We start from the raw sequence: 16,963 nt of genomic DNA on the forward strand, positions 1-16,963 counted from the left end.
CAACGTCCTCTGGGCACTCCTCCGCGACGGGCGATGCTACGAACTCACCCCGCCCAGTGCTCACGCGGCTTGACAGACCGCATTAGGAATCACTGACTCCGCTGATCAAATATGCAGGTATGGCTATTTGTCAGTATTTGTTCCGCCTAGGAACCAATGCCAAGTCGGTCTTCTCCGACCTGCTGTCACCTGTGGGAGCCGTCGTATCCACGGAGTTGCCGTCGATGTCGACGTGGAGAGGCGGGTAGCCGTGGGGGAGGACGCGGTGCCGTTGTCTGCGGCCGTACCGGAGACCGGAACGCGATCGTGTGACGGGCAGTCGGACGTTCTAGCCTCCCGGCAAGTGGCCCGCGTGACGGCGAGCCACCTCACCTGGCTGCTCCGCACCGGGAACCGGTGCGTGCTCGTCCAGGTGTCCAGCACCAGGAACGAACCTGACCGAAAGCGGGCGCCGTCCCGGCCTGTGACGTGAATGTCGTCGTGGCCGTACCGAGTGGCGCCGGTTCGGACAACCGACATGGCGACGCCTCGGCGTCTCGGGGTTCAGGAGGACGTCCAGTGGTATGGAACAGCCTACGAGCCGGCGCGCCCGCCGGGATCAGGGATTCCCGCGAGCACCGGAACGGAGCGGCGCGCGGACCGGACCGCCTCCCGCGGTCCCGGGGCGGCTCGGGGAAGGCCGGCGCATGACCTCCCTCGACAGTGCGCCCGCCGCCGTTCAGGGCTGGTTCGCCGCGGAGAAGTCCGCCGACCAGGCGGCGGGACTGCGGACCGTGCTCGGGCCCGATGTCGTGATGGACTTCGGCGGGCAGAAGATACGAGGCGTCGACGCCGTCGTGGCCACGGTCACCTTCGCGATGCCGGCCGGCTGGCTGGGCGACGCCGAGTGGAGCCTGCTTCCCGTGGGTGCGGCGGGGCAGGTGACGGTCCGGGCGACCGGCGCCGGCGGCACCGAGTTGCGGGTGTTCGTGCCGGGGGCGCCGGCGCAGCGGATGGATGCCATGGACCTCATGTTCACCCTGGACGAGGACGGTCTGATCGTCGGCCTGGCCGGACAGGCGCACCAGCCCGAACCGCCCGGCCTGCCCAGCCCGTTGCGGGCGGGGGACACCGCTCCCGACTTCGTACTGCCGGACGTCGAGGGCGGTGAAATCCCCTCGCGCCAGGAGGGGGCGGCGGCCACGGTCGTCGTCTTCGTGAGCAACCACTGCCCGTTCTCCCTGGCCTGGCACGACAGGTTGGAGCAGGTCGGGCGGGACTACTCGGGCCGCGGCGTGCGCCTCCTGCACGTCAACTCCAACGACCCCGCGCAGGGCGCCAAGGACGGCGTGGACCACTGCCGCGAGCGGGTTGCTGAGGGGGTGTTCGCCGGTCCGTACCTCGTCGACGAGGGCCAGGCGGTGGCGCGCAGTTGGGGCGCCCGGCGCACCCCGGAGGTCTTCGTCCTCGACGGGCACGGCACGGTCGCCTACCACGGCGCCCCCGACTCGGATGCGACCGATGCCGCCCAGAACGCGGGCTGGCTGCGTGCCGCGCTGGAGCACGTGCTCGCCGGTACGGCCCCGGACCCCGCCGACACCGAGACCGTCGGCTGCTCGATCAAGTGGACACAGCGATGAGGACCCCGCACGCAAACCGTAGCCAGGAGCGCCGTCCAGGCGCGCCGCCCAGGCCACGCGACGACTCTCGGGAGGCATGCGCATGACGTATCCGGACAAGGCGCCCGCCAGCGTTCAGGGCTGGTTCGCGGCCGAGAAGTCCGCCGACCCGGCTGCGGGAATGCGGGCCGTGCTCGCGCCCGATGTGGTGTTCGACTTCGGCGGACGCAGGACCCAGGGCGTCGACAACGTCGTCATGATCGTCGGGCTCATGATGCCCGCGGGGTGGCTCGGAGAGGTCGCGTGGAGGGTGCTGCCAGTCACGACGGACGGGAAGGTGACGGTGCGGGGGGTCGGTCCCGGCGGCGCCCCGCTGCCCAGCCCCGGAGGACCGATGGGCGCCATCGACTTCACGTTCACGCTCGACGCCGACGGCCTGATCAGCGAGATCGCCCCGCAGCCGCATCACCCCGAACCCGAAGACCTGATCCAGCCGTTGCGACCGGGGGACACCGCACCCGACTTCGTCCTGCCCGACGTGGACGGCGCCGAGGTCTCCCTGCGCCCGGACGAGTCGAGGGCCACGGTCGTGGTCTTCACGTGCAACCACTGCCCGTTCTCCCTCGGCTGGCACGACAGGGTGCAACAGGCCGCGCGGGACTACGCGGCCCGTGGTGTGCGCTTCCTGCACATCAACCCCAACGACCCCGCCGTCAACCCCAAGGACGGTGTCGAGCACTCCCGGAAGCGGGTCACCGAGGGGGAGTTCGCCGGTCCGTACCTCGTCGACGAGGGCCAGGCGGTGGCGCGCCGCTGGGGTGCCCGGCACACTCCGGAAGTGTTCGTCCTCGACGGGCACGGCACGGTCGCCTATCACGGCGCCCCCGACGCCGACGTGGCCGACGACTCGCTGAACGCGGGCTGGCTGCGTGCCGCGCTGGAGCACGTGCTGGCCGGTACGGCCCTGGACCCCGCCGACACCGAGCCTGTGGGCTGCTCGATCAAGTGGAACCGATGAAGGCCGCCCCGCGGGTGGAACTGCTGTGGTGGTCCGGCTGCCCCTCCCACGGGACGGCCCGGGCCATGCTCGAGGAGGCGATGACGGGACTCGGACTGGATCCGGCCGGCATCGAGACCGTGCAGGTCGTCACCGACGCGGACGCGGCCCGGGAACGCTTCACGGGCTCGCCCACCATCCGCGTCGACGGCAGGGACATCGAGCCGCCGGAGCAGGACGCGCCCCCGGCCCTCACATGCCGCGTCTACTTCCGCCGGGACGGACGGCCGAGCCCCCTGCCCGATCCCGTGCAGGTCCGTCACGCCCTGGAGCAGGCGCTCGACCACGCCTAATGGGACTTGCCGGGTCGGAGAGACTCGGTGCTGTAGCCGCCAGCAGGTGAGCACTTACCTCGCCGGAAGTAGTCGAGTTCTGGTGTCAGACCGTGCCCCTGCTGGTCGGCCGGGAGGCCAGACCGCTGATGGGGTGGCGTGCCCGCCGGGCAGTGGGGCGTGAGCACTGGATCCATTGGGCCGCGCGCCGCCTTCCGCTGGCTGCAGGAAGCGAAGTGCCGTGCAAGGAGGGGAAGTTGCTGCTGATCGGCGATGACTGGGCCGAAGACCATCATGACGTCGAGGTCCAGGATGATGCGGGCCGGAAACTCGCGGCGGCCAGGCTGTCGGAGGGCGTACAGGGGATCGCGAAACTGCACGAGCTCCTGGCGAAGCACGGCGGCGGGGACCTGGATCCGGCTGCGGTGGTGGTGGGGATCGAGACCGACCGGGGTTCGTGGGTGTAGGCGCTGATCGCCTCCGGCTGCCAGGTCTACGCGATCAACCCGAGGCAGGTTGCCCGGTTCAAGGAGCGGTACGGCACGTCCGGCGCCAAGAGCGACAAGGGCGACGCGCTCACGGACATGGTCCGTATCGACCGGGACCAGCTGCGGCCGGTCGCCGGCGACAGTGAGCAGGCCCAGGCGGTCAAGGTCGTCGCCCGCGCCCACCAGACCCTGATCCGGGAACGCACCCGCACCTTCCAGCGGCTGCGCAGCACGCTGCGGGAGTACTTCCCCGCGGCCCTGTCCGCCTGCGCGGACCTGGAGCTGACCAGCACGGACGCCCTGGAACTGCTGATCAAGGCGCCCACCCCCGCGGCCGCGGTGAAGCTGACGCGCACCCAGATCACCGCTGTCCTGGCCCGTCACCGCCGCCGCCACCGCGACGCGAAGGCGGCCACGGTCCAGACAGCCCTGCGCGAGCCGCAGCTCGACCTGCCCGAGCCGGTCACCGCCGCCTACGCGGCCACCGCCACGGCTCACGCGCGGCTGATCATCACGCTCGACGAACAGATAGACGCGATGGAAGTGCAGGTGAAGGCCCATTTTCTGGCGCACCCGGACGCTGAGATCTACCTCTCGATGCCCGGCATCGCGGAGATCACCGGCGCCCGGGTGCTCGCTGAGTTCGGAGACGACCCCACCCGCTACGCGTCCGCGAAGGCCCGCAAGAACTACGCCGGCACCAGCCCGATCACCCGGGCCTCCGGCAAGAGCCACACCGTCCAGGCCCGCTACGTCCGCAACAACCGGCTCGCCGACGCCCTCCAGCGCCAGGCGTTCGCAGCCCTGCGGGCCTCCCCCGGAGCCCGTCACTACTACGACAGGCAACGCGCCCGCGAGGCGGGCTACAACCCCGCCCTCCACCAGCTCGGCAACCGCCTCGTCGGCATCCTCCACGGATGCCTCAAGACCCGCACCCTCTACGACGAAGCGACCGCATGGTCGCACCACGCCCACCCGCATGCCGCTTGACACCAAACGACATGGGGTGTCTGACACGCCCGGTCCGCCGGGCCGGAAGACGGTCGCACCGCGGCGACGAGATGTGCGGGCGCGACGGCCGGCGGTGGTGGCGACTCCCCTACGCCGCCACCGCCGGTCATCGTGCCCGCACATCTCTCAAGGAGGAATGCGAGACCGTCGGTCCATCCGGCATTCGGCGTCGCCGCCCGACCAACATGCAGCTCTCGCACATCAGTTGGCTGATTCCTGCGTTCGTTGGAGGCGTTGGATCCGTCGGCCCGGAGTTCGCAAAGGGTGATTCTGTTGTCAGCGCGCCAGTTGTATTCGGCGATCGGTACGGGGCCAGAGGGCCGGCATTGTCCTTCTGTGTTTACCTTTGCGGAATCCGGATGTTCCGCCGAACCTTTGCACTTCGCGCGCGTGATCCGTCTTCCCCGGCCATGCCGCTCTGAAAACCGGCGAAGAATTATGTGTACAACGCACGTGACCTGGGGCGTTCCGCTCCCCGGGACGGATTTCGGCCACGGGCTGAATCGGGGGCAATACTCCAGCCGAGCCGCAGCGTTCGATCCCTGAGGAGGCCCCCGTGGGCAGTCGTATCACCAAATCCATCGTGACCGTCCTGGCCGCCGGCCTGGCGGCCACTGCCCTCACCGCTTGCTCGTCCGATTCGAGTTCCACCACCGCCTCCACGAAAACACACGGACCCGCCACGGCCGGTCAGAAGCAGGCGGCTGCATTTCTCGCGAAGTACATCGCCAATCCGACGTCCATCGGTGATCTGAAAACACTTCCCGAGAGACCCCCGACCGGGAAGTCCGTCATCAATCTGCAGGCGTCGACGGCCATCGCGCAAAGGGCCGCCGCCTCGCAGAAGGTGGCGGCGCACCTGCTTGGCTGGTCCTATGACTCGATCGCCACGGGACCGACACCGGCCTCCGCGGCGGCGGCGTTCGACGCGGCGATAGCGCGGCATCCCGACGCCATCCTCTTCGCCGGGTTTCCGGCCGCCGTGTTCGCCAAGCAGATCGCCGAGGCGAAGGCCGCAGGCATCAAGGTGGTCAGCACCGCCACCGGCGACGGCAAGACCGACGGTGTCCTGGGCGACGTCCTGGGCGCCCCGCAGATGCAGTTGTACGGCAAGCTGCTCGCCGCGTACTTCGTGACCGAGTCCGACGGGAAGGGCAAGGTGGGCGTCTTCAGCATCCAGGCCTTCCCGATCCTGGCGCCCTGGGTCTCCGCGTTCCAGTCCTGGGTGAAGCAGTGGTGCCCGGGGTGTACGACGTCCGTCGTCAACCAGCAGGTCACCGACCAGGGAACGAAGACGCCGTCCAACGTCGTGGGGTTCCTTCAGCGCAACCCTGGCGTCAAGTGGCTCATGTTCGCCACGGGTGACCTCGCCCAGGGTGTGCCGGCCGCGCTGGCCACAGCGGGCCTGAAGGGCGTCCACATCGGGGGCGGATCACCCGACCCGGACGACCTCGCGAACATCAAGGCGGGCACCGAGTCGGCCTGGGTCGGCAACACGGTCGACATCGCGAACTGGCGGCTGCTCGACGTGCTCGCGAGGGACTACGTCAAGACCGACACGCAGGCCGCGGCGGCCGCCCTGCTGCCCCTGCAGCTGGTCACCCAGGACAACGCCGGCAAGGTCGCCGCCGACAAGTCCGGCTACTACATCGGCGTGGCCGACTACCAGGACCAGTTCAAGAAGCTGTGGCGGGTCAGTTGACCACCGGGAAGGGGCCGGCCGCGGCCACCGACACGCCAGGGGGGCGCGACGCGCCCGCCCTGGTCGTGCGGGAGACGAGCAAGACCTTCGGTGGGAACACCGTCCTGGACCGGGTGGGCCTCTCTGTCGCCCGTTCCGAGGTGCACGCCCTGGTGGGGGAGAACGGATCGGGCAAGTCCACGTTGGTCAAGATCCTCGCCGGATATCACGAACCCGATCCGGGATCGAGCATCCTGGTGGACGGCGAGCCCCTGACACAGCATCACCCGGACGCCAGCGACCGGGCCGGTCTGCGCTTCGTCCACCAGGACCTCGGCCTGGTCGGCGGTCTGAGCACGGTCGAGAACCTGGGACTCGGGCGAGGCTACGGCGCCGTCCGCGGCATGCCGGTGCGCTGGAGCAGTCGCCGGCGTGAGGCCGAGGAACTGCTTGCCTCGCTCAGCCGGTACTTTGACGTGGACCGGCCGGTCCAGCAGCTCGCCGCCAGCGAGCGTTCCGCGGTGGCGGTCGCACGAGCGGTCGCGCCGCACCGGACTCCGGCCCGGGTGCTCGTCCTGGACGAGCCGACCGCGAACCTGCCCGGCCCCGAGGTGGCCCAGTTGTTCGACCTGGTCCGCCGGGTCCGTGAGCGCGGAATAGGCGTCGTGCTCATCTCGCACCATCTCTCCGAGGTATTCGAACTGGCTGACGCGGTCAGCGTGTTGAGAGGCGGGCGCCTCGTCGCGACCAAGCCCGTCGCTGCCACCGACGAGAGCGAACTGATCGAACTGATGGTCGGGCGCAAGGTGGACCGGCTGGCCGGGAGGCCCACGGCCGGTACCGCACCCGTGAGACTCGCCGCCCGAGCAGTGCGCGGCCGGTCCGTGCACGGCGTCGACCTCGACATACGGGCCGGCGAGGTGCTCGGCGTCGCGGGGATCACCGGATCGGGCCGGGAGGAACTGGCCCCGCTGCTGTTCGGGGCGCTCCCGCGCCAGGGCACGGTGACCCTTGAGGGCACCTCCGTGCCGTCCGGACGCCCCGACAGGTCGATCACCGCCGGGATGGTTCTGGTGCCCGCAGACCGCGACGCCAACGCGGTCCTGCACGGGCACGACGTCGCCGAGAACATCGCGATCTCCCGGCCCCGGGACTTCGTGCGGCGCCTGGTGTACCGGCGCCGGCTGGAGGTCGAGGAGACGGCCGCCTGGGTCGGACGCCTCGACATCCGCAGCCCGCGCCCGCGCAGCCCGCTCACCCAGCTGTCCGGCGGCAACAGCCAGAAGGTCGTGCTCGCCCGGCTGCTGCGGCTGCGGCCGTCCGTCCTGCTGCTCGACGAACCGACACAGGGCGTCGACATCGGAGCCCGGGAGGAGATCCACCGGCGCGTCGAAGAGGCGGCGGCCGACGGGACCGCCGTGCTGGTCTGCTCGACCGACAACGAAGAACTGGCACGGCTGTGCACCCGGGTGGTCGTCCTCTCCCGCGGCCGGCTGAGCGCGGAGTTCGCCGCGCCGGTCGACCCGGACGCACTCGCCGCCGCATGCCTCACCGAGAACGAAGGAGACCGGGGATGAGCTCTGCCGAAGACCTGCGCCCGGCGGACACCCAGCAGGCCCCCGGCGACGCGTCGGCCGAACGGCCCACGCTCCGCACCGCGTTCGTGCACCGCGCCGGGCTCGACCGGCTCAGCGGGGTGTACGCCCTGGCCGCACTGTTCGTCCTCTATGGACTATGGGTGCCGGACACCTTCCTGACCACCACCACGCTGCGAACCGTCAGCGCGAACCAGTCCGTCACCGCGATCGTGGCGATGGCCCTGATCCTGCCCGTCGCGGCCGGGCTGTTCGACCTGTCCGTCGCGGCCACGCTCGGCGTCGGCGCCGTACTGACCGTCCAGCTCCAGGCCGACGGCAGGAGCCTCGGGGTCACGCTCCTCCTCGTGGTCCTGACCGGACTGGGCGTCGGCGTCGTCAACAGCGCGCTCGTGGTCGTGGTCGGCGTCGACTCGTTCATCGCCACGCTGGGCACCAGCAGCCTGCTGTCGGCGTTCGCCTACTGGATCACGAAAGGAAACCAGGTGATCCTGCCGCCGGGCAGCAGGCTGACCAGCTTCGGACAGGGATCGCTGCTGGGGGTGCCCACGCCGGTCTGGTACGTCGCCGCGGCCGGCCTGATCCTGTTCTACGTCACCGAACTCACCACGGCCGGGCGCTACGCGTACGCGGTCGGCGGCAACAAGGAGGCCGCACGGCTCATCGGCGTCCGGGTCGGCCGGGTGTCGGTGTGCGCGCTTCTCGCCTCCAGCCTCATGGCGACCGTGGCCGGAGTCGTCCTGGCCGCCGAGCTCGGCGCGACCGACCCCAACGTCGGGCCGCCGTACCTTCTGCCGGCGTTCTCCGCGGTGCTGCTCGGCGCCACGCAGGTGAAGACCAACGGCCGGGTGAACGTCCTGGGTACGCTTCTCGCCGTCTCACTGCTGGGCACCGGGATCTACGGACTCCAGCTGGCCGGTGCCCCGACCTACGTGTCCGACCTCTTCAACGGAGCCGCCCTCATCATCGCGGTGTCGCTCGCGCTGCTCGCCCATCGCCGCACCAGGCGGTAGTACCTCGCCCGACGCCCGGCAGCACCTGTGGAGAGGCGCGAGGCGTAAGCCACAGGTGCTGCCTGTCTTGCGTCGATCACCGCGAGTGCGGCCGGGTCCGGCCAGGGTGCCCGGTACGCATGGTGCGCACCAGGCATGAACATGCCATGGTCCTGGAAACCGGCCGCGAGAGCCGCACGAGGCGAGGCGCCGCGCGGGCCGCCGTGGACCGAGGCGCGCGGCCAGGCCCGCGGGACGCGTTCGGCATGGGACCGTTGTCGGCTGGGCCTTCCCCCTGCGGGTGCTGGGGGCGCACTCGTCCCGCGCGCACGGAGGGGGGCGGTGGTGCTGTCGGCTCAGGACGCGCCGCCATGGGCGCGGATAGCCTGCCCGGTGACCCATCGGCCCGCGTCGGAGGCGAGGAAGGCGACGACGTCGGCGATGTCCTCGGGCTCGGCGATACGGCCCAGCGGGGTGCGCGCGGCGATCTGGTCGACCGCCGCGGGGGGCAGGTGCTCGACCAGCCCGTCGGTCCGGGTGGCTCCGGGAAGGACGCTGTTGGCAGTGATCCGGCGGGGGCCGATTTCCTGGGCGAGCGTACGGACCAGGCGGTCGGTGGCCGCCTTCCCGGCGCCGTAGATTCCGCCGTTCGGTATGTGGTCCAGGGAACTGCCGCTGGAGATGACGACGATCCGTCCGCCGTTGCGCAGTCGGTTCGCCGCCTCGCGGAGCGCGACGAAGGCGGCGCGCGTGCTCTGGGTGAAGGCGATTTCGAAGTCCTCGTCCGTGGCATCTGCGATCGTGGTGAAGCGCGGTGAGCCCACGTTGTGAACCAGGATGTCGACACCGCCGAAGTGCTGGTCCGCCGCGTCGAACAGGGCGCGGAGCTGGTGGGGTACGGCGACGTCGGCTTGGACGGCCACGGCTCGTCCCCCCTCGGCCTCGATCTCGGCGACGACCTTGTCCGCGGCCTCACGCCGGCTGAGGAAGTTGACGATCACGTCGGCCCCGTCAGCCGCCAGCCGTACGGCGACGGCTCTGCCGATGCCCCGGGAGCTTCCGGTCACGATGGCGGCCTTCCGTTCTGTCATGCGTGGCTCCTCGGGCGATGTGGTCTGCTGCGGCGACTGGGTCGTGCGCGGTGACCGGCCGCGGACCTGCGCGGGCCCGCCTGATCACCTCATCGAAGTCTCACACTCTGCCCGGACAGCGACGCATGAGCGTCCCGGCGAACGGAACGACCCATTGCGCCACGGGATTTGACACGCAAAGGCGGACCGACTCCGACACCGGTGCCGGTGGCGGTTCCTGTTCCAGCGGCCGGAACAGGAACACCGGACGGTTCGCCGATTGCCGGAACATGTGTGGGTGCCATCTACCAGTGGGCCCGGTTCCCGAGGGCCGGCCGCTGTCATGCGCGCGGCCGTTGTGGAACCGGCGACGGTGAGGCGGCCGCTCACGCACGTGCTCCTTTCCGCCCGCCGTCCCGACAGAGGAGATCGAACGTGGCGTATGTCGACCTCGACCATGACCGATGTGAAGGCCACGGGCTGTGCGAGCAGGTGGCTCCAGAGATCTACCGGCTCGATGACGAGGGAGAGTTGGAGCTGCTGGTCACCGAGGTGCCGCCGGAGCTGCGTGCCAAGGCCGAGGCGGGGGCACGTACCTGTCCGGTCGCCGCTCTGCGCCTACGCGGCTGATGTGCGGGCGCCCATGGCCGGGCCGCGCCTCCCGCCTTCCCCTCTCGCACATCTCCTCGCCGTTCGCGATCCTGCCCCCGAGCCACGTCATCTCCTGGAGAGCCGCCATGACGACTTCCGTACCCACCGAACCCACCACCCCGTCCGCTCCCTTCGACCCGCTGAACCCCCAGCACCAGCAGGAGGCGGCCGAACGTCTCGCCGAGGCACGCCGCAGCTGCCCGGTGTCGCATCCCCGCGCCGGCATCAGCGTCGTCGCGGCCGAGAAGGACGTACGCGAGGCACTCAACTGCCCGGCGTACTTCTCCAACCACGGCAACTTCACCCTGGACGACTCGGTGGCCCCGCCCTCCGCGGCGATCACCCGCATGGACCCCCCCGACCACACCGTGCTGAGGGCCCGGCTGCGCAAGTGGTTCGCCCCCGCCAAGCTGCGGAAGCAGGAGCCGCGGATCCGGGAGATCACGGAGAGGATCGCCGGCGGCCTGCCCGAGAGCGGTACCGCGGACCTGTACGCCCTGTTCTTCAACCGGATCCCGGCACAGGTCGTCTTCGCGCTGCTGGGCCTTCCGGAGGAGTCGTGGTACGAGGTCCAGGGCTGGACGGACCGGGTGTCCGCGGCACTGGTGCCGAACGGCTTCCGGGGCCCCGACTTCGAGGCCCTCTTCCGGTTCCTGACCAGCGAGGTGGAGCGTCGCCGGGCGGCCGGCCCGACCGGGGACGACGTCATCGACGGACTCGTCCACGCCGAACCGGGCGAGCAGGAGTTCACCACGCGCGAGGCCGCCGGCCACATGCTGCAACTGGTCTTCGCGGGCACCGACACCACCAGGAGTCTGGCGACCAACCTCACCTACGAACTTCTGCGGGACCCCGGACTCTGGGAGCGCGTGCGTCAGGACCGCGCACTGCTGCCCATGGCGATGGAGGAGTCGCTCCGCCACGATCCCCCGCTCCGGTTCGTCATCCGCACCGCGAAGGACGGTGCTGAGCTCTCTGGAAGCCCCATTCCGAGCGGCAGCAAGGTCCTGCTCAGCCTCCAGTCGGCGGGAGCCGACGAGCAGGTGTGGGGGTCGGCGGCGCAGGAGTTCAGCCTCGACCGGGAGACCCTCCCCCCGCACCTGTCCCTCGGCTACGGCATCCACACCTGCCTGGGCGCTCCGCTGGCCCGGCTGGAGGTGCGGATCATGCTGGAGACGCTGCTCGACCGCTACCCCGGCATGCGGCTGACCGAGGACTACGTCTGGGAGAAGACCCCGGGCGACATCCTGCACCGGCCCCTTCGGCTGGACGTGGTCCTTAGCTGACCGGACCCGGCTTCGTGACCGCCGCACCCGTCTGACCGGGACGGCCGACGAGCGGGTCCCGGGGCCGGAGCACGGCATGCCACATCCGTGAGGGGACCGTGCCGTTCGATACCTTGATCCCGCTGATCGAGAACCGAGCCGGCTCTACTCGCCGCGCGGCCCCGCGCTCCGCACTCGCACGTGACCGCGCTGCGTCATGAACCCGTCGACGGTGAACCGATGCGGTCGATGATCGAGGTCAGTACTAGTCGGTACAGATGGGAACTGATGGCCGTCCTGACGTCCAGGCCGCAGTCCGCGTGGGCGACGAGGCCGGTGACGAAGACCATGTTGAGCGCGGTGAGTTCTTCCGCGAACACGTCGGCGTCGGGGATCCTGGAGCTTCGGGCCACCTGTTCCATGACGGAACCCACCCACCTGTGCCGCCGCTCGTTGCCCGCCCGCGCGATCGCCCGCACTTCCCCGTCGTCGGACGGATGGAGCTGCAGCGAGGCGAACAGCCGGAACAGCGGCACGTGCTCGGCGACGAGGTCGGCCGTGGCCTCGTAATGGGCGGCCAGGCGCTCGCGAGCCGGGGCGGGCACGTCGTTGACGGCGGGGAGGCCCTCGAAGAACGCCGTCATGCCGCGCCAGAGCACGGCTCGCAGTACACCGGACTTGCTGGCGAAGTGGTGATAGACCGAACCGACCGGAAGACACGACACCTCACAGATCTGGCTGATGGTCACGTTGGCGTAGCCCCGAGAGCCGAAGAGCTGTTCGGCGGCGTCCAAGATCTTGGTGGCGCTGCACGGAGTGGTATCCACGATCAATCCTTGTCGATCGGCGCCATGGAGTCCCCGGTGGGCAACTGTCTTGTAACCGCCGAGAGTTGGACGAGCGATGCCTGGTCGATTCCGTGCGGGGCGAAGAACTCGATGAGAACCGGAAATGACGTGGAACGGGAGTATCACGGCACCATGTTCGGTCCGTGGTTCTTGATCCTGACCGTCCCGGGGCCTCGCTCTGCGGTGGGAAGTCCCGGTGTTCCGCATCGGCCCTCCAGCAGTCCACGTGAACTTTCGACCACTCGACTCGTTCCGCGTGCGTCGGCGGCGGTTTCCATCATGTCCGCTCCTCAGCCGTGCATTCAGTCGACATACTCGGTTGTAGTGAACCCGTTTGGTTCACGCAGTAAGGAGTTCCGCTCGTCGGAACGGCACAATGCAGGCTTAGGCATGAAGTGATTCACGTCGGCACATGAGTCCGAAGGAACGGATTCGCGCGCACGAACAGCGTGAACTATTCCATGACGAGTATCCTCTGAGTGAGTGTTTGATTCTCGGTTGCCTGTTTCGCTTTCGGCTTCAGCGCCGCATCAGGCGATGTTTGCCGCATGCCAAGTCGCTGCCGTTCAGGGGGCGACGCGTAGCGTTCTCGGGTCGCCTCAGAGATCCGGCGGGCGAGGTCTCCGATGAAAGGATCGTCGGCGGTCGTGCACGTGACCGTAGCCCAGCCAACACCCCAAATGAACCCACCAGTTGATCACTTACGTCGCGAGAAGGGTCGTCGAGGGGCGCCCCCGGACGTATCGGCCTCGGCGACGGCAGCGGGATCCGTCCGTGGCACGGCCCTCTGGCCTCGCCATACCTGGTCTCACCGCAGTGCACCAAGGCAACTCCCACGGCCTGGGTGAGCCCTGCATGACCGTCTTCGAGTCTTCGGGGCCGGCGGCGCATGTGGATGGCACCCCGGATCTTTCAGCCGCGCAGGCTGGGGCGTCCCGGCAAGGCATGATCAGTGGATGCAAATTGTGGAGGACCGCGGCGACGACCGGGGTCCGGAGATCTCGACTCCCGAGGACGCCGCGAACAACGCGCTGGTGCTGGCGTTCGGACGGTTGCAGGGCGCCGCGAACCGGCTGGAGTACATCCTGGGGCGCTCGCTGGAGCGTGAGTGCGGCATCAGCCATCTGATGTTCGAGGTGCTGCTCATTCTCGGGCGCGCGGGCGATCCCGGGCTGCCGATGCGGGCCATCGCCCAGGAACAGGTGCTGACAACCGGCGGGGTGACGCGTCTGGTGGACCGGATGGAGGCGGCCGGGCTGGTCGAGCGGACGGCGGACCCGGGCGACCGGCGTGGCCGCCTGGTGCGCCTGACGCCGACCGGCGAGGAGACCACCGTACGGGCGGCCCGGCTGCACAGGGACAACATCCTCCGTTACTTCCTGGCGCCCTTGCCTCCCGAGGACCGCGACCGGTTCGCCGAGGACCTTCGGCTCCTCAGCCACTCCGCGCGGGACGAGCTTCCCCGCCTGCCCTGACAGACCCTGACGGCCCCCGAAGCTGCGGCCGGCCGGATCCAATTCTGTAGTGGGACCAGAAGCTGGACGTGGCAGCCGTCACACAGACGGCGAAATATCTGATACGTCAGTTACTGTTGCATCAGGTGAATCGCTCGCGTCCGGCGGGCGCCCCATCTCTGCCGAGGTCCTCGATGAAGCTCGTCTACGTCTTCGACGCCTACTGCGGCTGGTCCCACGGGTTCTCCGAAACCCTGAGCGAGGTCGCCTCCCGTCATCCCGAGCTGCCGGTCGAGGTCGTCTCCGGCGGTCTGTTCACCGGCTCACGCCGGGTGCCGATCCGAGAGTTCGGCTACGTCCAGGGCGCGAACGCCCAGATCGCCGAGCTGACCGGCGCCGAGTTCGGCGAGGGCTACGAGCGCCTCATCGCCGACGGCTCGTTCGTGATGGACTCCGAGGCCGCCGCGCGCGGGGTGGCCGCCCTGCGCCAGGGCGCTCCGGCCCGCGCGGCCGAGCTCGCCGTCGCCCTGCAGCGAGCCTTCTACGTCGACGGCCTGAGCCTCTCCGACCCCGCGACCTACCGGAAGCTCGCCGAGGAGGCCGGACTGGACGCCGACGCCGTCGTCGCGGCCTTCGAGGGGTCCAAGGTGCGGGTGGCGGTGGGCGCCGACTTCCACCGCTCCGCCTCGCTCGGCGTCATCGGCTTCCCCACCCTCCTGGCCGTCGACGGCGACTCCGCCACCCCTCTGGCTCATGGTCATGCCACCGCCGACGAAGTCGACCGTCGGCTGGCGGCCCTCCATACCTCCTGACCATCTTTCTCCCCACCGTCATCCGCAAGGAGCCAACCGTGAGTGCCCTGTCCTTCAAAGTCCTCGACCTGGACTTCCCGGCCGGCAGCAAGAACAAGACCGCCACCCTCGTCACCGGCGAGAGGGAGGCGCTGCTGGTCGATGCCGCCTTCACCCGCGCCGACGGCCACCGCCTGGCCGCCGAGATCCTCGACTCGGGCAAGACACTCACCACCGTCTTCGTCTCCCACGCCGACCCCGACTTCTACTTCGGCGCCGAGGTGCTCGCCGACGCCTTCCCGGACGCCGTCTTCGTCGCCACCCCGATCGTCATCGAACACATCCAGCATTCCTACGAGGGCAAGCTCAGGGCATGGGAGGCGCTCGGCCCCAACCTCCCCACCCGCCTGGTCGACCTCACCCCGCTGACCGACGACCTAACCGTGGAGGGCCACCGCTTCGAGCTCAAGGGCGGCCCGGCCGGTCTGCCCGACCGCCACTACCTGTGGCAGGCCGGGCACCGCGCCCTCCTCGGCGGCGTCCTGCTCTTCCAGCAGGAGCACGTCTGGGTCGCCGACACCCCCACCCCCGCCGACCGCGCCTCCTGGACCGACCTGCTGGACGAAATGGCCGCCCTGAACCCGGAGTTGGTCGTCCCCGGCCACCGCCTGCCCGGCACCCCCGCCGACGCCTCCGCCATCACCGCCACCCGCGACTACCTCGTCGCCTTCGAGGAAGAACTCGGCAAGGCCGCCGACGGCGCCGCGCTCACCGAGGCACTCGTCAAGCGCTACCCCGACAACGGCATGCTGATCGCCGCCCAGATCGGCGCGAAGGTCGCCAAGGGGGAGATGAAGTGGGGCTGATCATGACCGAGTTCAGTGAGTCCACCGCACCCGCCGACGTCGTACGCCGCCAATACCTGGCCTCCGCCGCGGGCGACCTGGAAGCCCTGCGCGCCACCCTCGCCCCTGACGTGGAGTGGACCGAGATGGCCGGCTTCCCTCTCGCCGGCACCTACCGCACACCCGACGGCGTCACCTCCCGCGTCATGGAGCAACTGGGTAAGGAGTGGGACGAGTGGACCGCCCATGACGACACCTACGTCGTCGACGGCGAGAACGTCGTCGTCCTGGCCCGCTACACCGCGACCAACAAGGCCACCGGTAAACCGATCGACGTCCGCGTCGCCCACCACTTCGTCGTACGCGGCGGACTCATCGTTCGCTTCGAGCAGTTCGTCGACACCGCACTCGTCCGCGACGCCATGAGCGCCTAGATCGTTTCTGGTGACTCTTGGTGGTCCGGCGCATCGCCTGGGGTGCTGGGCAGGACGCGCGTATGGTGCGGCGACGCGAGCCCATGGACGTGCAGTGGCAGGAGAAACGCACCTCTCCTGCCCGGTAACGGCAGGCCGGGCCCCGTGGGCCGCGCCTATCTGCGACAGCTCGCCCTGCTCAGCGTGACCTTGTCGACGACGAGGGGCTTGCTGCCGTGGTTGTGCAGCTCGTCCCCGCCGAAGGTGACGCTGCTGTCCTTCTTCTCAGGGATCGGTCGGCGGGCCCGAGACACGGTCCAGGATCGATGCCAGGACGAGCCGGTGCAGGTGGCGGCCGATGCCCGTCCTGATGTCGATCCCCGCGCTGCCGCCCGAAGCCACAAGTCCGGTGGTGAACACCATGTTGAGTGTCGCGAGTTCTCTCGCGCACTCGGCGGAGTCGCGTACACCACAGCTGTCGGCGACGGCTTCGATGAAGACCACGACTCGCGCGTGGCCACGTTGCACGCTGTCGTCGACGATCGACTGGACTTCCTCGTTCTCGGCCTGGTGCAACTGAAGCGAGGCGAACAGCCTGAACAACGAGAGCCGTTTCGCGATGAGGTCGCCCGCAATCGCGTAGTGCGCGGCAAGGCGATCGAACGGGGGACCTTCCAGGTCGTCGAACCAGGGCAACTCGTCGAAGAACGACCCCATGCCGCGCTTGAGTACCGCTCTGAGCACGCCTGCCTTGCTGCCGAAGTGGTGATAGACGGATCCGACCGGCAGACCGGACTCCGCGCACACCCGATGGATACTCACGTTCGCGTAGCCGTGGGTGCCGAACAGATGCTCCGCGGCGTCCAGGATCTGGTTCTGCGAGGTGTCCATTCCCGCCCTACTCGGTGGTCGCCAGTAGCTCAGTGGACACC

At 69.5% G+C, this 16,963-nt stretch carries 15 protein-coding genes and 1 pseudogene; 13 read left to right on the plus strand and 3 right to left on the minus strand.

The window, feature by feature from the left end; genetic code table 11:
• Positions 1-686: 686 nt before the first annotated feature.
• The 7 genes and pseudogenes from ACFWPS_RS52435 (at position 687) to ACFWPS_RS52465 (ending at position 8,715) form a co-directional block, all read left to right on the plus strand.
• On the plus strand, positions 687-1,619 hold the full coding sequence (locus ACFWPS_RS52435) for a redoxin domain-containing protein (protein ID WP_383721266.1): 933 nt from the start codon (positions 687-689) through the stop codon (positions 1,617-1,619).
• An 82-nt stretch (positions 1,620-1,701) separates the two neighbouring features.
• Complete coding sequence (locus ACFWPS_RS52440; protein ID WP_383721269.1) at positions 1,702-2,616, plus strand: thioredoxin family protein; 915 nt, start codon at positions 1,702-1,704, stop codon at positions 2,614-2,616.
• Positions 2,613-2,948: a hypothetical protein gene (locus ACFWPS_RS52445; RefSeq protein ID WP_383721272.1), complete on the plus strand. Its 336-nt coding sequence runs from the start codon at positions 2,613-2,615 to the stop codon at positions 2,946-2,948. The genes ACFWPS_RS52440 and ACFWPS_RS52445 overlap by 4 nt, the downstream gene beginning before the upstream one ends.
• Before the next feature lie 236 nt (positions 2,949-3,184).
• A pseudogene (locus ACFWPS_RS52450) lies at positions 3,185-4,405 on the plus strand (IS110 family transposase).
• Positions 4,406-4,982: 577 nt separating this feature from the next.
• Positions 4,983-6,128, plus strand: coding sequence for a sugar ABC transporter substrate-binding protein (locus tag ACFWPS_RS52455; RefSeq protein WP_383721275.1), 1,146 nt, complete (start codon positions 4,983-4,985; stop codon positions 6,126-6,128).
• Positions 6,125-7,684 (plus strand): sugar ABC transporter ATP-binding protein, encoded by a 1,560-nt coding sequence (locus ACFWPS_RS52460; protein WP_383721278.1) that lies wholly within the window; start codon positions 6,125-6,127, stop codon positions 7,682-7,684. Before ACFWPS_RS52455 ends, ACFWPS_RS52460 begins: the two co-directional genes overlap by 4 nt.
• Positions 7,681-8,715 (plus strand): ABC transporter permease, encoded by a 1,035-nt coding sequence (locus ACFWPS_RS52465; protein WP_383721281.1) that lies wholly within the window; start codon positions 7,681-7,683, stop codon positions 8,713-8,715. The genes ACFWPS_RS52460 and ACFWPS_RS52465 overlap by 4 nt, the downstream gene beginning before the upstream one ends.
• Before the next feature lie 335 nt (positions 8,716-9,050).
• On the opposite strand, the gene ACFWPS_RS52470 is transcribed toward ACFWPS_RS52465, so the two are convergent.
• Positions 9,051-9,785, minus strand: coding sequence for an SDR family oxidoreductase (locus ACFWPS_RS52470; protein ID WP_383721284.1), 735 nt, complete (start codon positions 9,783-9,785; stop codon positions 9,051-9,053).
• A 414-nt stretch (positions 9,786-10,199) separates the two neighbouring features.
• Between ACFWPS_RS52470 and ACFWPS_RS52475 the strand changes: the two genes are divergently transcribed.
• Positions 10,200-10,394, plus strand: coding sequence for a ferredoxin (locus ACFWPS_RS52475; protein ID WP_383721286.1), 195 nt, complete (start codon positions 10,200-10,202; stop codon positions 10,392-10,394).
• A gap of 107 nt (positions 10,395-10,501) precedes the next feature.
• Positions 10,502-11,701: a cytochrome P450 gene (locus tag ACFWPS_RS52480; RefSeq protein WP_383721289.1), complete on the plus strand. Its 1,200-nt coding sequence runs from the start codon at positions 10,502-10,504 to the stop codon at positions 11,699-11,701.
• A gap of 194 nt (positions 11,702-11,895) precedes the next feature.
• Here ACFWPS_RS52480 and ACFWPS_RS52485 read toward each other — a convergent pair whose 3' ends face one another.
• Positions 11,896-12,507 carry a TetR/AcrR family transcriptional regulator gene (locus tag ACFWPS_RS52485; RefSeq protein WP_383721292.1) on the minus strand — a complete coding sequence of 204 codons (612 nt, stop codon included), beginning with the start codon at positions 12,505-12,507 and terminating at the stop codon, positions 11,896-11,898.
• 977 nt (positions 12,508-13,484) lie between these two features.
• Here ACFWPS_RS52485 and ACFWPS_RS52490 point away from each other — a divergent pair.
• From ACFWPS_RS52490 to ACFWPS_RS52505, 4 genes are all read left to right on the plus strand, one after another.
• Positions 13,485-14,003, plus strand: coding sequence for a MarR family winged helix-turn-helix transcriptional regulator (locus tag ACFWPS_RS52490; protein ID WP_383721294.1), 519 nt, complete (start codon positions 13,485-13,487; stop codon positions 14,001-14,003).
• Between the two features lie 173 nt (positions 14,004-14,176).
• Positions 14,177-14,794: a DsbA family protein gene (locus tag ACFWPS_RS52495; protein WP_383721296.1), complete on the plus strand. Its 618-nt coding sequence runs from the start codon at positions 14,177-14,179 to the stop codon at positions 14,792-14,794.
• A gap of 38 nt (positions 14,795-14,832) precedes the next feature.
• Positions 14,833-15,639: an MBL fold metallo-hydrolase gene (locus ACFWPS_RS52500; RefSeq protein ID WP_383721298.1), complete on the plus strand. Its 807-nt coding sequence runs from the start codon at positions 14,833-14,835 to the stop codon at positions 15,637-15,639.
• 2 nt (positions 15,640-15,641) lie between these two features.
• Positions 15,642-16,052 (plus strand): nuclear transport factor 2 family protein, encoded by a 411-nt coding sequence (locus tag ACFWPS_RS52505; RefSeq protein ID WP_383721301.1) that lies wholly within the window; start codon positions 15,642-15,644, stop codon positions 16,050-16,052.
• Between the two features lie 264 nt (positions 16,053-16,316).
• Here ACFWPS_RS52505 and ACFWPS_RS52510 read toward each other — a convergent pair whose 3' ends face one another.
• Positions 16,317-16,922 (minus strand): TetR/AcrR family transcriptional regulator, encoded by a 606-nt coding sequence (locus tag ACFWPS_RS52510; protein ID WP_383721303.1) that lies wholly within the window; start codon positions 16,920-16,922, stop codon positions 16,317-16,319.
• Positions 16,923-16,963: the final 41 nt, after the last annotated feature.

The sequence above is a fragment of the Streptomyces sp. NPDC058457 genome, assembly GCF_042720695.1.
In the GTDB taxonomy this organism is placed as follows: domain Bacteria; phylum Actinomycetota; class Actinomycetes; order Streptomycetales; family Streptomycetaceae; genus Streptomyces.